This window comes from Amycolatopsis sp. NPDC102522 (genome assembly GCF_055584485.1).
Map to the genome: position 1 here is coordinate 45,370 of NZ_JBVJLY010000011.1, position 15,855 is coordinate 61,224.

General features: G+C 68.7%; 14 protein-coding genes, 1 tRNA gene and 1 pseudogene. 6 read left to right on the forward strand and 10 right to left on the reverse strand.

Annotation, left to right across the window (positions count from 1 at the left end; translation table 11 throughout):
- Positions 1-11: 11 nt before the first annotated feature.
- The 5 genes from ACZ6YV_RS24830 to ACZ6YV_RS24850 all read right to left on the reverse strand — a co-directional run bounded on the left by ACZ6YV_RS24830 (position 12) and on the right by ACZ6YV_RS24850 (position 4,955).
- Positions 12-665 carry a response regulator transcription factor gene (locus ACZ6YV_RS24830; protein ID WP_465511901.1) on the reverse strand — a complete coding sequence of 218 codons (654 nt, stop codon included), beginning with the start codon at positions 663-665 and terminating at the stop codon, positions 12-14.
- Positions 650-1,930, reverse strand: a complete 1,281-nt coding sequence (locus tag ACZ6YV_RS24835) for a sensor histidine kinase (protein WP_465511902.1) — start codon at positions 1,928-1,930, stop codon at positions 650-652. Before ACZ6YV_RS24835 ends, ACZ6YV_RS24830 begins: the two co-directional genes overlap by 16 nt.
- A gap of 32 nt (positions 1,931-1,962) precedes the next feature.
- Complete coding sequence (locus tag ACZ6YV_RS24840; RefSeq protein WP_465511903.1) at positions 1,963-2,379, reverse strand: hypothetical protein; 417 nt, start codon at positions 2,377-2,379, stop codon at positions 1,963-1,965.
- A gap of 745 nt (positions 2,380-3,124) precedes the next feature.
- A complete protein-coding gene (locus ACZ6YV_RS24845) occupies positions 3,125-4,738 on the reverse strand; it encodes a carboxylesterase/lipase family protein (RefSeq protein ID WP_465511904.1) in 1,614 nt (537 codons plus the stop codon).
- A gap of 61 nt (positions 4,739-4,799) precedes the next feature.
- Complete coding sequence (locus tag ACZ6YV_RS24850; protein ID WP_465511905.1) at positions 4,800-4,955, reverse strand: hypothetical protein; 156 nt, start codon at positions 4,953-4,955, stop codon at positions 4,800-4,802.
- A gap of 305 nt (positions 4,956-5,260) precedes the next feature.
- Between ACZ6YV_RS24850 and ACZ6YV_RS24855 the strand changes: the two genes are divergently transcribed.
- Positions 5,261-5,653, forward strand: coding sequence for a hypothetical protein (locus tag ACZ6YV_RS24855; RefSeq protein ID WP_465511906.1), 393 nt, complete (start codon positions 5,261-5,263; stop codon positions 5,651-5,653).
- A gap of 12 nt (positions 5,654-5,665) precedes the next feature.
- On the opposite strand, the gene ACZ6YV_RS24860 is transcribed toward ACZ6YV_RS24855, so the two are convergent.
- Positions 5,666-6,226 (reverse strand): HD domain-containing protein, encoded by a 561-nt coding sequence (locus ACZ6YV_RS24860; protein ID WP_465511907.1) that lies wholly within the window; start codon positions 6,224-6,226, stop codon positions 5,666-5,668.
- Between the two features lie 11 nt (positions 6,227-6,237).
- On the reverse strand, positions 6,238-6,372 hold the full coding sequence (locus tag ACZ6YV_RS24865; RefSeq protein WP_465511908.1) for a hypothetical protein: 135 nt from the start codon (positions 6,370-6,372) through the stop codon (positions 6,238-6,240).
- 415 nt (positions 6,373-6,787) lie between these two features.
- On the opposite strand from ACZ6YV_RS24865, the gene ACZ6YV_RS24870 reads away from it, so the two are divergent.
- Together ACZ6YV_RS24870 and ACZ6YV_RS24875 are read left to right on the forward strand one after the other, a co-directional pair.
- A complete protein-coding gene (locus tag ACZ6YV_RS24870) occupies positions 6,788-7,066 on the forward strand; it encodes an Arm DNA-binding domain-containing protein (protein WP_465512097.1) in 279 nt (92 codons plus the stop codon).
- Positions 7,067-7,114: 48 nt separating this feature from the next.
- Positions 7,115-7,861: pseudogene (locus ACZ6YV_RS24875) on the forward strand (site-specific integrase); the annotation flags it as partial.
- 281 nt (positions 7,862-8,142) lie between these two features.
- Here the strand turns inward: ACZ6YV_RS24875 and ACZ6YV_RS24880 are convergent.
- From ACZ6YV_RS24880 to ACZ6YV_RS24890, 3 genes are all read right to left on the reverse strand, one after another.
- Positions 8,143-8,215, reverse strand: a tRNA-Thr gene (locus ACZ6YV_RS24880).
- Positions 8,216-8,259: 44 nt separating this feature from the next.
- A complete protein-coding gene (locus tag ACZ6YV_RS24885; protein ID WP_465511909.1) occupies positions 8,260-8,586 on the reverse strand; it encodes an alkaline phosphatase D family protein in 327 nt (108 codons plus the stop codon).
- Positions 8,583-9,662: an alkaline phosphatase D family protein gene (locus tag ACZ6YV_RS24890; RefSeq protein WP_465511910.1), complete on the reverse strand. Its 1,080-nt coding sequence runs from the start codon at positions 9,660-9,662 to the stop codon at positions 8,583-8,585. The genes ACZ6YV_RS24885 and ACZ6YV_RS24890 overlap by 4 nt, the downstream gene beginning before the upstream one ends.
- 293 nt (positions 9,663-9,955) lie before the next feature.
- Here ACZ6YV_RS24890 and ACZ6YV_RS24895 point away from each other — a divergent pair, with 293 nt between their 5' ends.
- From ACZ6YV_RS24895 to otsB, 3 genes are all read left to right on the forward strand, one after another.
- Positions 9,956-11,521, forward strand: coding sequence for a threonine/serine exporter family protein (locus ACZ6YV_RS24895; protein ID WP_465511911.1), 1,566 nt, complete (start codon positions 9,956-9,958; stop codon positions 11,519-11,521).
- Positions 11,522-11,603: 82 nt separating this feature from the next.
- Positions 11,604-13,070 carry an alpha,alpha-trehalose-phosphate synthase (UDP-forming) gene (locus tag ACZ6YV_RS24900; protein ID WP_465511912.1) on the forward strand — a complete coding sequence of 489 codons (1,467 nt, stop codon included), beginning with the start codon at positions 11,604-11,606 and terminating at the stop codon, positions 13,068-13,070.
- Positions 13,071-13,108: 38 nt separating this feature from the next.
- Positions 13,109-15,637, forward strand: coding sequence for a trehalose-phosphatase (gene otsB / locus ACZ6YV_RS24905; RefSeq protein ID WP_465511913.1), 2,529 nt, complete (start codon positions 13,109-13,111; stop codon positions 15,635-15,637).
- Positions 15,638-15,855 lie beyond the last annotated feature (218 nt).

A 15,855-nucleotide genomic window follows, 5' to 3' on the forward strand; every position in this document is an offset into this window, starting at 1 on the left:
CGGCGGAGCGGTCAGTGCCGGCTGTCGCTGAGATAGACCAGGACGGCGATGACGCGCCGGTTGGCCGTGCCGTCGTCGTGGATGCCGAGTTTGTCGAAGGTGGTGGTCGTGTATTTGCTGATCGCGCTCTCGCTGAGGAACAGACGGCCGGCGATCGCGGTGTTGGAGAGCCCTTCGGCCATGAGCGCGAGCACGGACCGTTCCCGTTCGGTGAGCCTGGCCAACCGTGAGGCCGCGGCCGGTCGGCCGAACAGCTTGGACACCACTGCGGGATCGAGCGCGGTACCCCCGGCGGCGACCCGATCCAGTGCGTCGAGGAACTGCTCGGCCTCGAACACGCTGTCCTTCAGCAGATACCCGACCCCACCGGCCTGGTCGGCGAGGAGTTCGCGGGCGTAGAGCTGCTCCACGTGCTGGGAGAGGATGAGCACCGGGAGTCCCGGGATCTGCTCACGCGCGGTGAGCGCGGCAGTGAGGCCCTCGTCGGTGTTCGTCGGTGGCATCCGGACGTCGACGATCGCGATGTCCGGCCGCTGGGTGAGCAGGGCGTGCAGCGTTTCGGGGCCGGTAGTGGCCGTGGCCACGATCTTGTGACCGTAGGCCTCCAGCAGCCGGACGATGCCGTCGCGGAGCAGGTAGAGGTCCTCGGCTACGACGACGCGCATGGCACCACCATTCTCATCTGGGTCGGGCCGCCCGCCGGGCTGACCACAGTGAGCGTGCCGTCGAAGGCGGCCAGGCGCCTGCGGACACCGTCGAGCCCGCCGCCGGGCACCACCTCGGCGCCACCGGGTCCATCGTCCTCGACGTCTACTTCAACGGCATTGCCACGAGTGCGGATCCGCACGTGCACCTGTGCGGCGGGCGTATGTTTGGCCGCGTTGGCCAGCAGTTCGGCCACGGCGAAGTAGAGCGCGGTCTCGATCGGGACCTCCAACCGCATCCGTCCGGGCGCATCGACCCGCACGTTGACCAGGCTGTCGAGGGCGAGCGCGCGGATGGCCTCGGCCACGCCCCGCTCGACGAGCACGGGCGGGCTGACGCCGCGCACGAGCTCGCGCAGCTCGGCCAGCGAGGCCGAGGTGCCCTTGCGCGCTTCGCGCAGGAGCGCCCTGGCCCGTTCCGGTTCCTCGTCCATCAGCCGCTCCGCAGTGGCCAGGGACAGTCCCACCGCGACCAGCCGAGCCTGCGCGCCGTCGTGCAGGTCGCGCTCGATGCGGCGGATCTCCGCGGCCTGCGCCGTGGTCAGGTCCGCGCGCTGCAGCTCCAACTCCCGCACCCGCTCGCCGGTCACGGCGCCGTCGGGCGGTCCTAGCCACCGTTGCCCGAGCGGGCCGAGGATTCGCCAGGCAAACGGCGCGGCGGCCACAGCCACCACGACGAGCAGAAGCCCGACCTGAACGGAGGTCAGCGATGCGTGAGTGAAGGCGATCACCGCGCCGGTCAGCGCGATCGCCGGCACCGCGCACACCGGCCCGACGGTGACGGCCGCGAGCAGCACCCATCGCATGTCCCGCCGGTAGGCCGGATCGCTTATCCGCCGTCGCCACCGCTGATCAAGCTCGGCGTCGCGGCGATCGCGCTCGTAGGAGTGGCCGTTCCACCAGTACCCGGTGGACAGCCGCACCGGTTCTGGCGCGGTCTCGGGCAGCCGGTAGCCGTTCTGGAGCTCAAGACCGCACCACCGGCCCGCGAGGCGGCGAAACAGCGTGCCGAGCCATCGCGCGCACACCAGGGTGAGTGGGAGAAAGAACAACAACAGCCCCACCCACGACCACGGGTTGGTCCACGACCAGGCGGAACCCGACAGCGCGGAGACCACAGCGGGCACCAACGACAGGGCGGGCAGGAGCAGGGCCGCGGCGGTGAGCAGCACCGACTTGACGAATCCGCCGCCCACCGCGCTCAGCGACGCACCCAGCCGTCGCATTCGCCGTCCTCCTCGCCGTCCATGATCGATTCTCACCGGGCAGCCCGCACGACGCGACGCCGGGTGATCACGGCGACGGCGATCAGCGGCACCGCCGATACAGCCTGCATCACCGTGTACCACGGGGGGCAGACCCCCGGGATCAGGTCCACCCCGACGATCGCGATCGGCAGGATCGTGGTCACCACGCGCAGGCGCTCCAGACTTTTGCGCTCCTCCTGCGCCGCCTGCACGGCCAACCGGTGCAGCAGCGGAGCGGCAAGCAGCAGGATGACGGCCCGGACCCACATGAATGTGTTCGCCGAGCCCCCTGTCAGCGAAACCGCGGCCACGGTCGCCAGGACGATCGCACTGACCACACCGAAGAGCAGGACACACTTGCGCACCTGATCGAAGGACTGCCCGACGCCACCATCGGCCGCCACTTCCTGATTCCTTGAATTCGTCATGGCCATGACGCTACGAAGACCAAGATCCACCCGGTATGGGTCTGGACCCACCAGCCGGTGGGTCCAGACCCACAGCGAAGCGTCGATTTTCCGATCCCGGCAGCCACAGTCTGGTCCACCGACCGCTCGGCCCTGACGATCTTCTCGTCCTCTACACCGACGACACCGTCGTGATCGCCATCCGGGCCGACCGGTAGCTCCGAAAGGGCCGGAACAAACGTTTGCCTTTGCTCTCACTGGGGATCAAAGGCTGTGTTGAGGGGAGCCGCCAAGGGGTTCGAACCCCTGACCTTCTGTTTACGAGTCCCCTCAGGCAGCCGTTCCACCGAATCGCGTACAGCTACTCCACGTCACCACCGACTACGAGCCAGAGCCGCTCGTCGTTTGACAGACCCGGTGATTTTGTGGCGGAGTGCTCGCCGGCGGCCGATGAGGAGCGCGAAGGCGCGTTCCCCCAGGCACGCATCCCGCGGAGCAGAGCTCCAAGTAGCGCGGCCGACAAGCTCCCGATCCGTTACGTCGGCGACCCTGTCAACGAATAGCCGCAGGCATCATGCGGTCGGGGAAGGTCATGGAGAGCTGCCCGATTGCCTACTGCTGCACATGAACACGACCGCGCCGCCCGCAAATCAACTGAAGACGATCGTGACCACAGAAGGCAAATCACGCCACTTACCGCTGAGGTTCAGCGCGTGTGAATGTCGAAGTCGCGTGCACGAGTGAGCAGGGCGTTCGTTCTCCTGGATCAATGCCCTGTCTTCGGTGCAGCCGAGTTCATACCCTGTGCCACCGTGCTCCCGGTTTGAACATTCGCCCAGAAGGCGCAGTTGTGCTCGGCGGCCAGGTCCACCGTCCGCGGTGCACCCGGGACGAGCGACAAAGTGGTGCCACCGCCGAAGCGCGGCCACGCCGGGGTGCCCGGCCCGTTCGGGTTGCCGGTGCGGGCGAAGGTCGTCCAGTAGCGGATCATCCGGTCGGACAAGGCCTGCTGCTCGGCGTTCAGCTGCGTGGGCACGCCGTTGAGGTCGAACAGGTACTGCATCTCCGCACCGTGGTAGGCGCCGGACGGGAGGCCCGCCGGGAACGGGAACTGCGCGGGCGCGGTCCGGTCGGCGAACTCATAGCTGTACGTAGGCGCGGAGCCGGCGAGGGTGCGCTGGTCGGTCACCTGTGTGCAGGACCAGACGCGGTCGGTCGCCACCGTGGCCCACGCGACGGCCGGGGACTCGTACGCGCTCGACGGGTACTTCGCCGCGACCTCGGGCGCCTTGGTGCCGAACGCGTCGATGAGCAGCTGCTGGTAGCCGCCCTCGGTGAAGGCCTGGGGCAGGAACGCTGTCGCGAGGCGCTGTTCGTCGAGGTTGGTCCCGGAGATCACCGGGATCTTGGCGTAGTGCCCCTCGGCCAACGCCCGGTCGGGGCGCCGCGGTAGCACGCGGTTGCCGTACGCCACCGTCGGCAGCGCGGCGCTTTGCGTCGCGGTCAGCAGCCGCGGCACCGGGATCCCGCGTAGACAGTCCACTTGGGACGGTCCGGCCGGGCAGCCGAGCGACGCCGCCAGCGTGGCACCCTGTGCGTCCGCCGAAGCCTGCGGCCGCCACGGCGAGCCGGCCGGGATGCCCGGGTTGACGCCGTTCTGCGGCCAGGTCATCGAGCACGACCCGCTCTCCATGATCGCCCGATGGAACAGCCCGCGCGCCGACGGCGAGGTGAGCTGCCCGCAGATGTCGTACGAGCCGCCGGACTGGCCGAACAGCGTGACGTTGCCCGGGTTCCCGCCGAACGCCACCGCGTTGCGCTGCACCCAGCGCAGCGCCGCCTGCTGGTCCTGCAGCCCGAAGGTGCCGCCGCCGTCGAGCTGGGGCAGGCCGAGGAAACCGAAGACGCCGAGCCGGTAGTTCAGCGTGACCACGACGACGTCGCCGCCGGCGGCCAAACGCCGCGCGTCGTAGTCGCCGCCCGCACCGAAGGCGTTGCCGCCGCCGTGCAGCCACACCATGATCGGCTTGAGCCCGGCCGTCCTCGGTGTGGTGACGTTGACGTACAGGCAGTCCTCAGTGTCGCTGGCCGGGCCGATGCTCTGGGGCTGGGCGCACGGCGACGCCGGCCTCGTCGCGTCTCTCAGCGCGATCCAGCGTGGCGCCGGCCGGGGTGGTTGCCAGCGCAGGTTGCCGACGGGCGGGGCCGCGTAGGGCACGCCCTGGAACGTCCTGCTGTCCGGCGCGACCGTGCCCCGCACCGGACCGGCGTCGGTCCGCACCACCGCGGCGTCCTGGCCGAACGGCTGTGCCTGTGCGGTGGCGACACCCCCGGTCCCCAGCAAAGCCGCGATCACCACTGCCGCAATCCGCCTGCCCATGTCGTCCTCCGCTAGCTCGTCGTTGCTGACGAGCAGAGCCTCACACCGACAAGAAAATTTGTCAAGGAAGATTCAGTTTTCCGGGCGCGGCGATCTCCGGGGTGACGCGCTTTCCGTCGAGGCCGGCGGCATCGGCGCGAACCTTCTTGGACGTCGCGAAGTACGAGCGGGCGTCGCCCTCGAACAGGGCAACGATCTTGCCAACGTTGAGCGCCATGTGGTCAGCGTCGAGGGCTGGTGTCACATGCCGCGGGCATGACGATGCGGCGCCGGGTGTTCGATGACGGTTGAACAACCTGTTCCGGGCTCTCCCCGGACTCCATTCCCGACGCCGCGCCGCAAAGGATGCAGACACCGTGTCACGGCACCGCCGAGGTCGGCGCCTGCTGTTCGGCTGACAGACGGCGTGCCGCGTGACCAGCCGAAAGACACGAAGTGATCGCGTTGTGAGCGCAAACGTAACGAGGAAAGCGGGCGCCGCGAGTAGGTCAGAGACCTGTCGGCCCGACCGCGGAGACTTGAATGCGACGCCTCGCCCCGCTCTTGGTGCCTCTCGCGGTGCTATCCGCGTGCTCGACTGCCCCCGACCAGCGAACGGCGTCACCGGCGACCGTGGTCATCACGACCACGGTCGCGCCGCCGCCCACTACCGTCACGGTCGGCGCCTCGCCGACGTCGTCGGCCGCCGCGCAGGGCGAGTATCCGAAGTTCGTTCCGAAGCCGAGCGTGGACAAGCGCTACTTCTCGAACTACTCAGGCGACAAGGTCGTCATGCTCGCGCCCGGCGTCTACGCCGAGGCGCCCCCGGATGGGCAACTCGGCACGCTCGACGACTACACCGCCTACCGCGGAAACTGCTCAGCGATCAAGCGATATTCCGAGACACGTCCCGGCGGGAGTACCTGTTGGGGCTGACCCGACCAGTTCTCAACGGTCACGCCAGGCCAGCGGGGATAGGGTGACCGCGGCCTCCGCGATACGTCGAGCGGTCTCGGTCGCAAGTCCCTTGCGGGCCGAGTCGATCCAGCCGGCGACGCGTTCGACTCCGATGTCTCGATACTCGACGGCTTGGAACAGCATTTCGAGCTTGTCGGCGTCCTTCGCACACTTCGCTTCGATGGTCTCTCGGGTCTCGAACTCGTCGACTGCGGACCGGACAAGGTCACGGGATGCCGACGGTAACGCGGCCGTCTGGTCGGCGGTGATCTCGCGGGGCTCCGGCTTGTTCATGTACTTGGTGGCGGTGTGCGGGATGTCCCCGGTCCGGGTTTCCTGTGTGTCGTGCCAGAGCGCGAGGAACGCGGCCCGCTCCGGGTTCGCGCCTTCCTCCGCGGCGAGAAGCGCCGCTATCTGCGCCGTGCGCAAACTGTGCTCTGCGATCGACTCCGGGTCGCGAACGCCAGCGTGCCACCACCCCGTTCGACGGATGCGCTTCAACAGGCCCAGTTCGTAGGTGAACGCAGCGAGTCCGGCGGGCTCGTCTGGCATGGGGTGCTCTCCTATCGGTCGGCGAGACGCAAAGCGTAGTGAAGCCCGGCGACCTGGTCACGGCCGTCACGAGTCAGGACATCGGCAGAGGACACCACGTCCAGTGCCTCGGCCACCCTCGGGGCGAAATGGACCAAGGCGCGCATTTTCGCATTAGAAGCCGAGGGGGATTCCGCCCGAGAATCCGTGACGCTAAATGAACTAATGGAACTATCGATCGTTTTCCGCATACCACTGGATAAGCTTATCGACGGACCTGGCGAAATTCGACTGTCGAACAGAATTTCGACCAGTCGACACGAATTGGCCGAGTCAATTCGGCAAGTTCGACCCCGAGCCATACAGCCGACCACCCAGCCATCACTGATCCGGCGGGCGCAGAAATTGCCGAGCGCTTGAGCGCGTCCGAGACAGACGTACTTGCAGCAGCGCAGCGACTATACGGCCGGACGGCGACAGAGGAGCGCGCTCAACGCGTCGGCACCGGAGACGATGCAGCGAGCGCATATCGTCAACGCAATTTTACTCAGCAAATTGAAGCCGAGATCAGAGAGGAAATCAATGTCAAATGAGGGCCCAGAGGGCAGAACGTACAGACGGTGCGCATGCCGAGGCGCCGACGGAAAGCAACTCGGCAAGGCGTGCCCGAAGCTCGCGACCGACTCGAAACACGGCACGTGGTACTACGCGATCGACGTGCCGAATTTGCAGGGCAAGCGGAAAACCCAACGGCGCGGCGGTTTCCCGACACAGAAGGCGGCGCGATCCGCGCTCAAAGCTGTGAGGGAGAAACACGCCGTCGGGGTGAAGGTCGACGACAAGCAGTCGACGGCCGTCTAATTGGCGCTCTGGCTCAAGGAAATGGACCGCATTCTCAAGCGGACCACGATGAAGAACTACCGTCGGTATGTCGAGCTGGACATCATTCCCGCGCTCGGCGTGATCCCGCTCGAACGGCTGCACCACGACCACATTTCGCGGTTCGTCTCCGATCTTGAAGACGACGGCCGCGGGGCCGTGACCGTGAAGCGGATCCTTGCCTGCCTGTCGAGCGCGCTCTCGGATGCGGTCGAACAGCGACGGCTGACTCACAACGCGGCCGAGCACGTCAAGGTGGCGCCGGTCAGCTCGGCGAAGCCGAACCCGTGGACGGCCGCCGAACTGGCGACGTTCTTCGAGTCCTCGGCCGCCGACCCGCTCGCGCAGCTCTACGAGGTGATCGCATCGTGCGCGCTGCGCCGCGGTGAGGCGTTGGCGCTGCGGTGGTCAGACGTCGACCTCGACGGCCGCGTGATCTACATCCGGCAAACGCTGTCCGACGTCGCCGGACACCTCGTGTTCACGAGCACCAAGACCGAGGACAGCACGGCGTGGGTAGGTCTCTCCCGGCGTGCCGTCGCCGCGCTCAAGATCCAGCAGGCGCGGCAGGCGATCGAGCGCGCCGAGTGGGGCGACGACTACGAGGACAACGACCTCGTGTTCGCGCGCGAGAACGGGCAGCCCGTCCGGCCCGAGAGGGCGCTCAGGCGCTTTCAGAGCCTGTCGAAGGCGGCCGGCCTCCGGCAGATCCGCGTGCACGATCTGCGGCACGGAGCGGCCACGCTGCCGCTCGGCGAGCGCGTGCCGCTCGCGATCGTGTCGAAGATGCTGCGGCACTCGAAGGTCGGGATCACGTCCGACCTGTACGGGCACCTGGTCCACGACGTGGCGATCGAGGCGAGCGACACGATGGACGCGGCGATCGAGGCCGCGGCCGCCGAGCTCCGCAACGAACGGGCCGTCCGGGATGCTGCGACCACTTCGCGACCACCTGAGCCGATGCGGGCTCACGCCGAGCGCGTCGAGAGGCAGGCGATAGGGCCGGGAAAAGCGAAACCCCCTGCTCAGACAGGGGGTTCGGAGAAGCCGCGTAACGGAGCCGCCAAGGGGGCTCGAACCCCTGACCTTCTGTTTACAAGACAGATGCTCTACCAGCTGAGCTATAGCGGCCTTGCCCAGGGCAGCCCGGGCGAACCCAGTATATCGGCGTCCCCTCAACCCTCCGCAGGCCGCACCCAGGGCTCCCCTGCCACCGTCCGGAAGGCGTGCGCGAACGTCACGGCGGCCGCCGGGTCGCGGCGGTCGGCGACGTAGTGCCAGTTCATCCGGACGGCGTCCGGCGTCACTTCGAGAACACACGGGCCGTGCGAGTCGAGTTCCACGAAGCGCACGTGCGGGTTCAGCGCACGGATCGCGGCCTCGACTTTGAGTGAGCCCGTCCGCGGCGGGACGCCGAGTTGCTCGTCGATGTTGTCCGAGGTGACGGACGGGCAGACGAACTCCACCGCGACGCTCGTCCCGTCCCGCGGCACGTCGTTCACAGGAACACCGTGTTGCCCCGGCCCTGCGCGGCGATGGTGTCCAGCACGCGGCGGCGGTCGGCGGTGGAGCCGTCCCATTGGTCGGTGTTCACCGTGGTCGGCTGGCCGTCGAGCAGGCCGTCCAGCGCGAGTTTCTCGCGGCTGGGCAGCGCTGGAACCTTGATCGGCGTGACCATCACCGAATTCCCGATCAGGTTCCACGACGCCGTCCCGCGCGCGAGGCCCTCCAGGAACCATTGCCGCTGCTCGGCGCCCAGGATCGTGCCGTCCGCCGCTTCCGAGGGGCCTGGCTGCTGGGTCCGGTAGGTCCGCAGGTCCAGCATGGTGAGGTCCGCCAGTTTCCCGAACTTCAGCCGCCGGTACAGCCGGTCGCCGCGATGCCGCACGGGCATCCATTCGAAGTACGCCTGGTGCGCCGCCCGCATCCGGTCGAGCCAGCTGCCCTCGGTCGCTGGATCGTGTGACGGCGAGCCGCCGGACCAAGCGTTGTCGGCCGCCTCGTGGTCGTCCCAGGTCGCGATCATCGGGTGGCGGGCGTGGAGCCGCCGCAGATGTTCGTCGGTCTTGTACATCGCGTGGCGTTGCCGGTAATCCGCGAGGGTGATCAACTCGTTGGGCGGTACCGAGGGCCGGAGATCACCCGCAGGGTTGGGATTCCCTTCGTAGAGGTAGTCACCCAGGTGGATGAAGGCGTCCAGATCGTCGCGGCCGGCCAGATAGCCGTAGGGGGCGAAGTGACCGACAGCCCAGTTCGCACAAGAGACCACGCCGAACCGCAGCCTCGCGACGTCGTCGTCGTGCGAGGGCGCGGTGCGCGTCCGTCCGGTCGGCGAGACTCTCCCCTGAGCCGTGAACCGGTACCAGTACGCGGTCGACGCGCACAGCCCGTCCGCCGTCACCTTCACCGTGTGGTCGCGTTCCGGCCCGGTCCGGGTGTGACCGCGAGCGACGACGTCCGTGAAGCCGTCGTCCTTCGCCACCTCCCACCGGACGTCCACGAGCACGCCATTTCCGGATCCCGGAACGGCTTCGGCCGACGGCGTGACCCGGGTCCAGAGGAGCGCCGAATCGGGCATCGGGTCGCCCGAGGCCACCCCATGTGCGAAAACCGGGGCCTCCGCCCCGCTAGATGCCCCCGAAAGGGTGAATGCCGTCGCCGTTCCGGCTGCGGTGACACCGGCCGCGCGAAGGACGGAACGCCTGCTCACAGAGGACGCCATGGCGTTCAGTGTGCCGCAAACCGGCGACGCCGCGATGATCTTCCTCCGACGTGGCGGACGCCACTTCGGGTTTCCTGCAACGGTCGGGCCGCCGGTCCCGATGGTCCTCGGGAAAGTCCCTATAAGACAAGTGAGGAGGTGGATCGATCATGAAGATCAACGAGCACACCAAGAGGGCCCAGCGCGGCGAACACGGTGTCGGAAACAACCAGGACGAAACACCCGAACGTGGCGAATGGCTACTGGAAGCGCCGCGCCAACGTGACGGAGAGCGATCGATCCACCAGGCTCGCTCGCACCGGCCGAACCTGCTTCGCCGCCGCGCCTGGCAGATCCTCGAAGCCCCGACGGCCGAGCAGCCCGCCGTCGACGGCGACGAGACGATGGGCCCGCAGCCGCCCGACGACACGACGGTCAACTTCGTCCTGGATCTCGTCCTGCGCATCGGCGAGGTCCAGATGTCCAGCGGCGCCGGCGCCTCCGACGTCACGGCGACGATCATCGCGCTGACCTCCGCGCTCGGCCTCCCGCACTGCGAGGTCGACGTGATCTTCACGTCGATCACGGTCACCTGCCACCGCGGCACCGACATGGCACCGGTGACGGCGCTGCGCGTGGTCCGTTCGCGCAGCCTCGACTACACACGGCTCACCCAGACGGAGACCCTGGTCCGCCGGATCGCCCGCGGGAACATCGGCGCCGAAGAAGCCCAGCAGGAACTGCAGCGGATCACGACCGCGCCGCACCCGTACCCCCGTTGGGTGGCCACGGCCGCCTGGGGCGGGTTGGCCGGGTTCATCACCTTGATCCTCGGCGGCAGCATCGACGTCGCCCTGGTCGCGATGGTGATCAGTGCCGTCATCGACCGGCTCGGCCGCTTCCTGAACCGCTACGCGCTGCCGTTCTTCTTCCAGCAGGTGATCGGCGGCCTGGTCGCGACCCTGTCCGCGATGGCGATAGTCAGCAGCGACCTGCTCACCACGAACAAACCCACGCTGGTCGTCGCGGCGGCGGTCACCGTGCTGCTGTCCGGTCTTTCCACGGTTTCCGCCGTGCAGGACGCCATCACCGGCTATTACGTCACGGCGGCCGGGCGCACGATGGAAACCGCGCTGATGAGTGCCGGTTTGATCGCGGGCGTGGTGCTCGCCCTGAAGATCGCGCTACTGCTCCGGATGCCGCTCACGCCGCTGCCCGAGGTCATCTCCTCGACGCCGCAGGACCTGCCGATCATCATCGTCGGCAGCATCGGCGCGTCGGCCTGCTTCGCGCTCGCCTCGTACTCGACGATGCGCGCGATGATCGTCGCGGGAGCGGCGGGCGCGATCGGCGGCGCGGTCTACGGCGCCTTGATGCTGACCGATTTCGAGGCCGTCAGCTCGTCCGCGATCGCCGCCACGCTGGTCGGCTTCTGCGGCGGCGTGCTCGCCAGGCGGCTCAAGGTGACGCCGCTCGTGGTGGCTGTGTCCGGCATCACGCCCCTACTGCCCGGTCTTTCCACCTATCGTGGTCTATACCAATTGGGCGTCGAGCCCGGCGCGAACATCTCGACGCTCATGACGGCCGTCGCCGTGGGCCTCGCCCTGGCAGCGGGCGTCGTGCTCGGTGAATACCTCGCGCAGCCGGTGCGCACGGGGCTCGGCAGGCTGGAACGCAAATTCGCCGGGCCGCGGATGGCGGGTCCGATGGAACCCGCCGAACGACGCTTGGAGTGATCGCTCGTCGACCGGCCGTGACCTCCTCGCGCGATAGGGTTTCCCCTTAGGGCAGCGACCCGCGAGTTTGAGGGAGCGGCTGGTGGACGAAGCTAATCTTGGATCAAATCCGGCAGAGACGGGCAGAGAAGCCTCCGCCGACTTCGTCGTCGTGGCGAACCGGCTCCCGGTGGACCTCGAAAGGACCGCCGACGGGAGCAGGCGCTGGACGGCGAGTCCCGGCGGGCTGGTTTCCGCGCTCGAACCCTTCCTGCGCTCCCGCAAGGGCGCCTGGGTCGGCTGGCCGGGTGTGCCCGACGTCGAGGTCGAGGAGTTCGACGACGACGGCCTGGTCCTGCACCCGGTCTCCCTGACCTCGGACGACGTCCGCGACTACTACGAGGGCTTCTCCAACGCGACGCTCTGGCCGCTGTACCACGACGTGGTGGCGCGGCCGGTGTTCGACCGGAGCTGGTGGGAGTCCTACGTCCGGGTGAACAAGCGCTTCGCCGAGGCGAGCGCGAAGGTCGCCGCCGAGGGCGCGACCGTGTGGATCCAGGACTACCAGCTGCAGCTGGTCCCGGCGATGCTCCGCGAACTGCGCCCGGACCTCCGGATCGGGTTCTTCCTGCACATCCCGTTTCCCCCGGTCGAGTTGTTCATGCAGATGCCGTGGCGGACCGAGATCGTCCGCGGCCTGGTCGGGGCCGACCTCGTCGGCTTCCACCGGCCGGGTGGTGCGCAGAACTTCCTCTGGCTGGCGCGGCAGCTGGCCGGTCTCGAATCCAGCCGCGGCGCGGTCGGCATCCGCACCCGCCCCGGCCTGATGCAGGTCGGCGACCGCACGGTGCGGGTCGGTGCGTTCCCGATCTCCATCGACGCCATCGGCCTCGACAAACTCGCCAAGACCAAGGGCGTCACCGAACGCGCCGCCCAGCTGCGGCGCGATCTGGGCAATCCGAAGAAGGTCCTGCTCGGCGTCGACAGGCTCGACTACACCAAGGGCATCGACCTGCGGCTGCAGGCGCTGCACGAGTTGCTGCACGAAGGCCGCGTCCGTCCGGAGGACGTCACGTTCGTCCAGCTGGCCACACCAAGCCGCGAGCGGGTGGAGCATTACCAGCGGATGCGCGGCGACATCGAGCAGATGGTCGGGCGGATCAACGGCGAATTCGCGCGCGTGGGTCACCCGGTGGTGCATTATTTGCACCAGTCCGTGAACCGGACCGAACTGGCCGCGTTCTTCTCCGCGGCCGACGTCATGGTGGTCACTCCCCTGCGTGACGGGATGAACCTCGTCTGCAAGGAGTACGTCGCCTGCCGCCACGACCTGGGCGGCTCGCTCGTGCTGTCCGAGTTCGCCGGCGCGGCGGCGGAGCTGACCAGTGCGCTCCTGGTCAACCCGCATGACCTGGACGGGGTGAAGAACGCGTTGGAGACTGCCATTACGCTCGACCCCGCAGAGGGACGCCGTCGTATGCGCGCCATGCGCCGTCAGGTCCTCACGCATGACGTCGACCGCTGGGCGCGCTCGTTCCTTCAAGCGCTCGGTGCCGAACCGGCCGACTGAGACTTCCCCCATACCCCGCATAGCTCGAGGAGAAATCGTTGACCGCCGAGGCACTGCCCGCCGAGTTGCGGCGCGCGATTGTCCAGGTCGCGCGGACCCCGCGGCTGCTGGTCGCCTGCGACTACGACGGCACGCTGGCCCCGATCACGGCCAACCCGGACGAAGCACGGCCGCTGCCCGAATCGGTGGGCGCACTCAGGTCGCTGGCCGGCCTGCACGAGACGACCACCGCGGTCATCTCCGGCCGCGCGTTGCGCGATCTCGCCACTCTGTCCCGCCTTCCTGCCGAAGTGAACCTGGTCGGCAGTCACGGGTCCGAGTTCGACATCGGCTTCATCCACGCGCTCGATGACAAGGCCCGCGAGCTCCACAGACGGCTCGAATCCGAGTTGGAGAACCTGGTGCTCGACGTGCCGGGCGTCTCGCTCGAGGTCAAGCCCGCGAGCATCGCGGTGCACGTCCGCCGGGCCGAGCACGAGGCGGGCCGCCGCGTCCTTCGCGATGTCCACAATGGACCTTCGAGGTGGGAGGGCGTGTCCACGACCGACGGCAAGGAGGTCGTCGAGCTCGCGGTCGTCCAGACGGACAAGGGCCGCGCGCTCGACACCCTGCGCCACCAGGTCGGCGCGACCGCGGCGATCTTCCTCGGCGACGACGTCACCGACGAGAAGGCGTTCGCCCGGATCTCCGGCCCGGACCTCGGCGTGAAGGTCGGCGAAGGCGAAAGCCTCGCGCAGTACCGGGTCCCGGACACCGTCGACGTCGCGATGGCGCTCGCCTTCCTGCTCGAAGAGCGGCGCAACTGGCTCTACGGCGAGCAGGCCCCGCCGATCGAGCGGCTTTCCCTGCTGGCCAACGAACGTTCGGTCGCGCTCGTCACGCCGGACGCACGGCTGACCTGGCTGTGCCACCCCGGTCCCGACGCGCCCGCGGTGTTCGCGGATCTGCTCGGCGGCGCCGGCGCGGGGCATTTCTCGATCAAACCGCACCGCAACGGCCTGCCGCTCGGGCAGCGCTACCTGCCGAACACGATGACCGTCGAGACTCGCTGGTCCCGGCTGCTCGTCACCGACTACCTCGAACCGGAGAGCCCCGCGCACCGCACGGATCTCGTCCGGGTGATCTCGGGCGAGACGGCGGCGGAGATCGTGTTCGCGCCGAGGCCCGAATTCGGTGGTGTGCCGGTGAAACTGGTCGCCCACGGCGACGGGATCCTGGTGCAGGGCACCTCGGAGCCGTTCGCGCTGCGCTCGCCGGGTGTGAAGTGGGAGATCACCTCCGACGGCATGAACGACACCGCGTCGGCGCTCGTCACCCCCACCCCGGAGAACCCGGTGGTGCTCGAACTCCGTTGCGGCACCTCGGATCTCGGCGCGCACGAACTGTCCGAAGTGGAGCGACGTTCCCGTGCTGGCGACTACTGGAGCACCTGGGCGCAGACGCTCAAACTGCCCAGCGTCCAGACCGACCTCGTCGGCCGCTCGGCGCTGACGCTGCGCGGGCTGGTCAACACCGACACCGGCGGCGTGCTCGCGGCGGCGACGTCGTCGCTGCCGGAGGAGATCGGCGGCGTCCGCAACTGGGACTACCGGTACTGCTGGATCCGTGACGCGGCCATGACCGTGCGCGAGCTGGTCCACCTCGGCTCGACCGAGGAGGCGGAAGGTTACCTCCGCTGGCTGCACGGCGTGCTGTCCACTCTGGCCGGTCCGGAACGGCTGCACCCGCTGTACACCTTGGCCGGCAGCGTGATCGGCGCCGAGGCGGTCATCGAATCGCTGCCCGGGTACGCCGGTTCGCGGCCGGTCCGCGTCGGCAACCTGGCGAACCACCAGGTGCAGCTGGACGTCTTCGGCCCGGTCGTCGAACTCGTGCAGACGCTGGCGGCGGCGCGCGGCGAGCTGCGCGACGAGGACTGGCAGCTGGTGCGCGCGATGGCCGAGGCCGTCACGCGGCGCTGGAACGAGCCGGACCACGGCATCTGGGAGGAGCGGCACGTGCCGCGCCACCGGGTGTACTCGCGGGTGATGTGCTGGGTGACCATCGACAGGGCGATCAAGCTGGGCGAAGTCTACGGCCGTGAAGTGCCGGGAGCGTGGCCTTCGCTGCGGGACGAGATCTCCGCGGACGTGCTGGAGAAGGGCTGGAACGAAGAGGTCCAGGCCTTCACCACCGCCTACGACGGAACGGACCTCGACGCCGCGTCGCTGTTCGTCGGGCTGACCGGGCTGATCGATCCGGCCGACCCGCGGTTCCAGTCCACGGTGACCGCGATCGAGGCGGAACTGCGCAGTGGGTCCACTGTGTACCGGTACCGCCGCGACGACGGCCTCCCCGGCGGCGAGGGCGGCTTCCACATCTGCGCGGCCTGGCTCATCGAGGCGTACCTGCTCACCGGGCGGCGCACCGAGGCCGAGGAGCTGTTCACGCAGATCGTCGACGCCGCGGGCCCGACCGGGCTGCTGCCCGAGCAGTTCGACCCGATCGCGGAACGTTCGCTGGGCAACCACCCGCAGGCGTACTCGCACATCGGGCTGATCCGCTGCGCGAACCTGCTCTCCCAGTAGGGGCTGAAGGGGACTTTCCCCGCATCAGACGCCTCGAAGGGGCCCTTTCGCGCGTTTCGGAGGCCACGCGTAGGGCCCGAGGTGGGCGCGTGGCGGCAGGGCTTCGGTACAGGTGGTGGGGGGGGGGGGGGGGGGGGGGCCAGGCCCGCGCCCCCCCCCCCCCCCCCCCCCCCCCCCCCCCCCCCCCCCGAGGGCGCGGCGGGGAGGGGGGGGCCCCC

What these genes read in the sequence shown, in the direction of transcription:
- ACZ6YV_RS24870 (WP_465512097.1), top strand. Translation starts at nt 6,788, where the DNA reads ATGTCAAATGAGGGCCCAGAGGGCAGAACGTACAGACGGTGCGCATGC.
- ACZ6YV_RS24865 (WP_465511908.1), bottom strand. Translation starts at nt 6,372, where the DNA reads ATGCGCGCCTTGGTCCATTTCGCCCCGAGGGTGGCCGAGGCACTGGAC.
- ACZ6YV_RS24890 (WP_465511910.1), bottom strand. Translation starts at nt 9,662, where the DNA reads ATGCCCGATTCGGCGCTCCTCTGGACCCGGGTCACGCCGTCGGCCGAA.
- ACZ6YV_RS24830 (WP_465511901.1), bottom strand. Translation starts at nt 665, where the DNA reads ATGCGCGTCGTCGTAGCCGAGGACCTCTACCTGCTCCGCGACGGCATC.
- ACZ6YV_RS24850 (WP_465511905.1), bottom strand. Translation starts at nt 4,955, where the DNA reads ATGGCGCTCAACGTTGGCAAGATCGTTGCCCTGTTCGAGGGCGACGCC.
- ACZ6YV_RS24855 (WP_465511906.1), top strand. Translation starts at nt 5,261, where the DNA reads ATGCGACGCCTCGCCCCGCTCTTGGTGCCTCTCGCGGTGCTATCCGCG.
- ACZ6YV_RS24895 (WP_465511911.1), top strand. Translation starts at nt 9,956, where the DNA reads ATGAAGATCAACGAGCACACCAAGAGGGCCCAGCGCGGCGAACACGGT.
- ACZ6YV_RS24840 (WP_465511903.1), bottom strand. Translation starts at nt 2,379, where the DNA reads ATGACGAATTCAAGGAATCAGGAAGTGGCGGCCGATGGTGGCGTCGGG.
- ACZ6YV_RS24845 (WP_465511904.1), bottom strand. Translation starts at nt 4,738, where the DNA reads ATGGGCAGGCGGATTGCGGCAGTGGTGATCGCGGCTTTGCTGGGGACC.
- ACZ6YV_RS24835 (WP_465511902.1), bottom strand. Translation starts at nt 1,930, where the DNA reads ATGCGACGGCTGGGTGCGTCGCTGAGCGCGGTGGGCGGCGGATTCGTC.
- ACZ6YV_RS24860 (WP_465511907.1), bottom strand. Translation starts at nt 6,226, where the DNA reads ATGCCAGACGAGCCCGCCGGACTCGCTGCGTTCACCTACGAACTGGGC.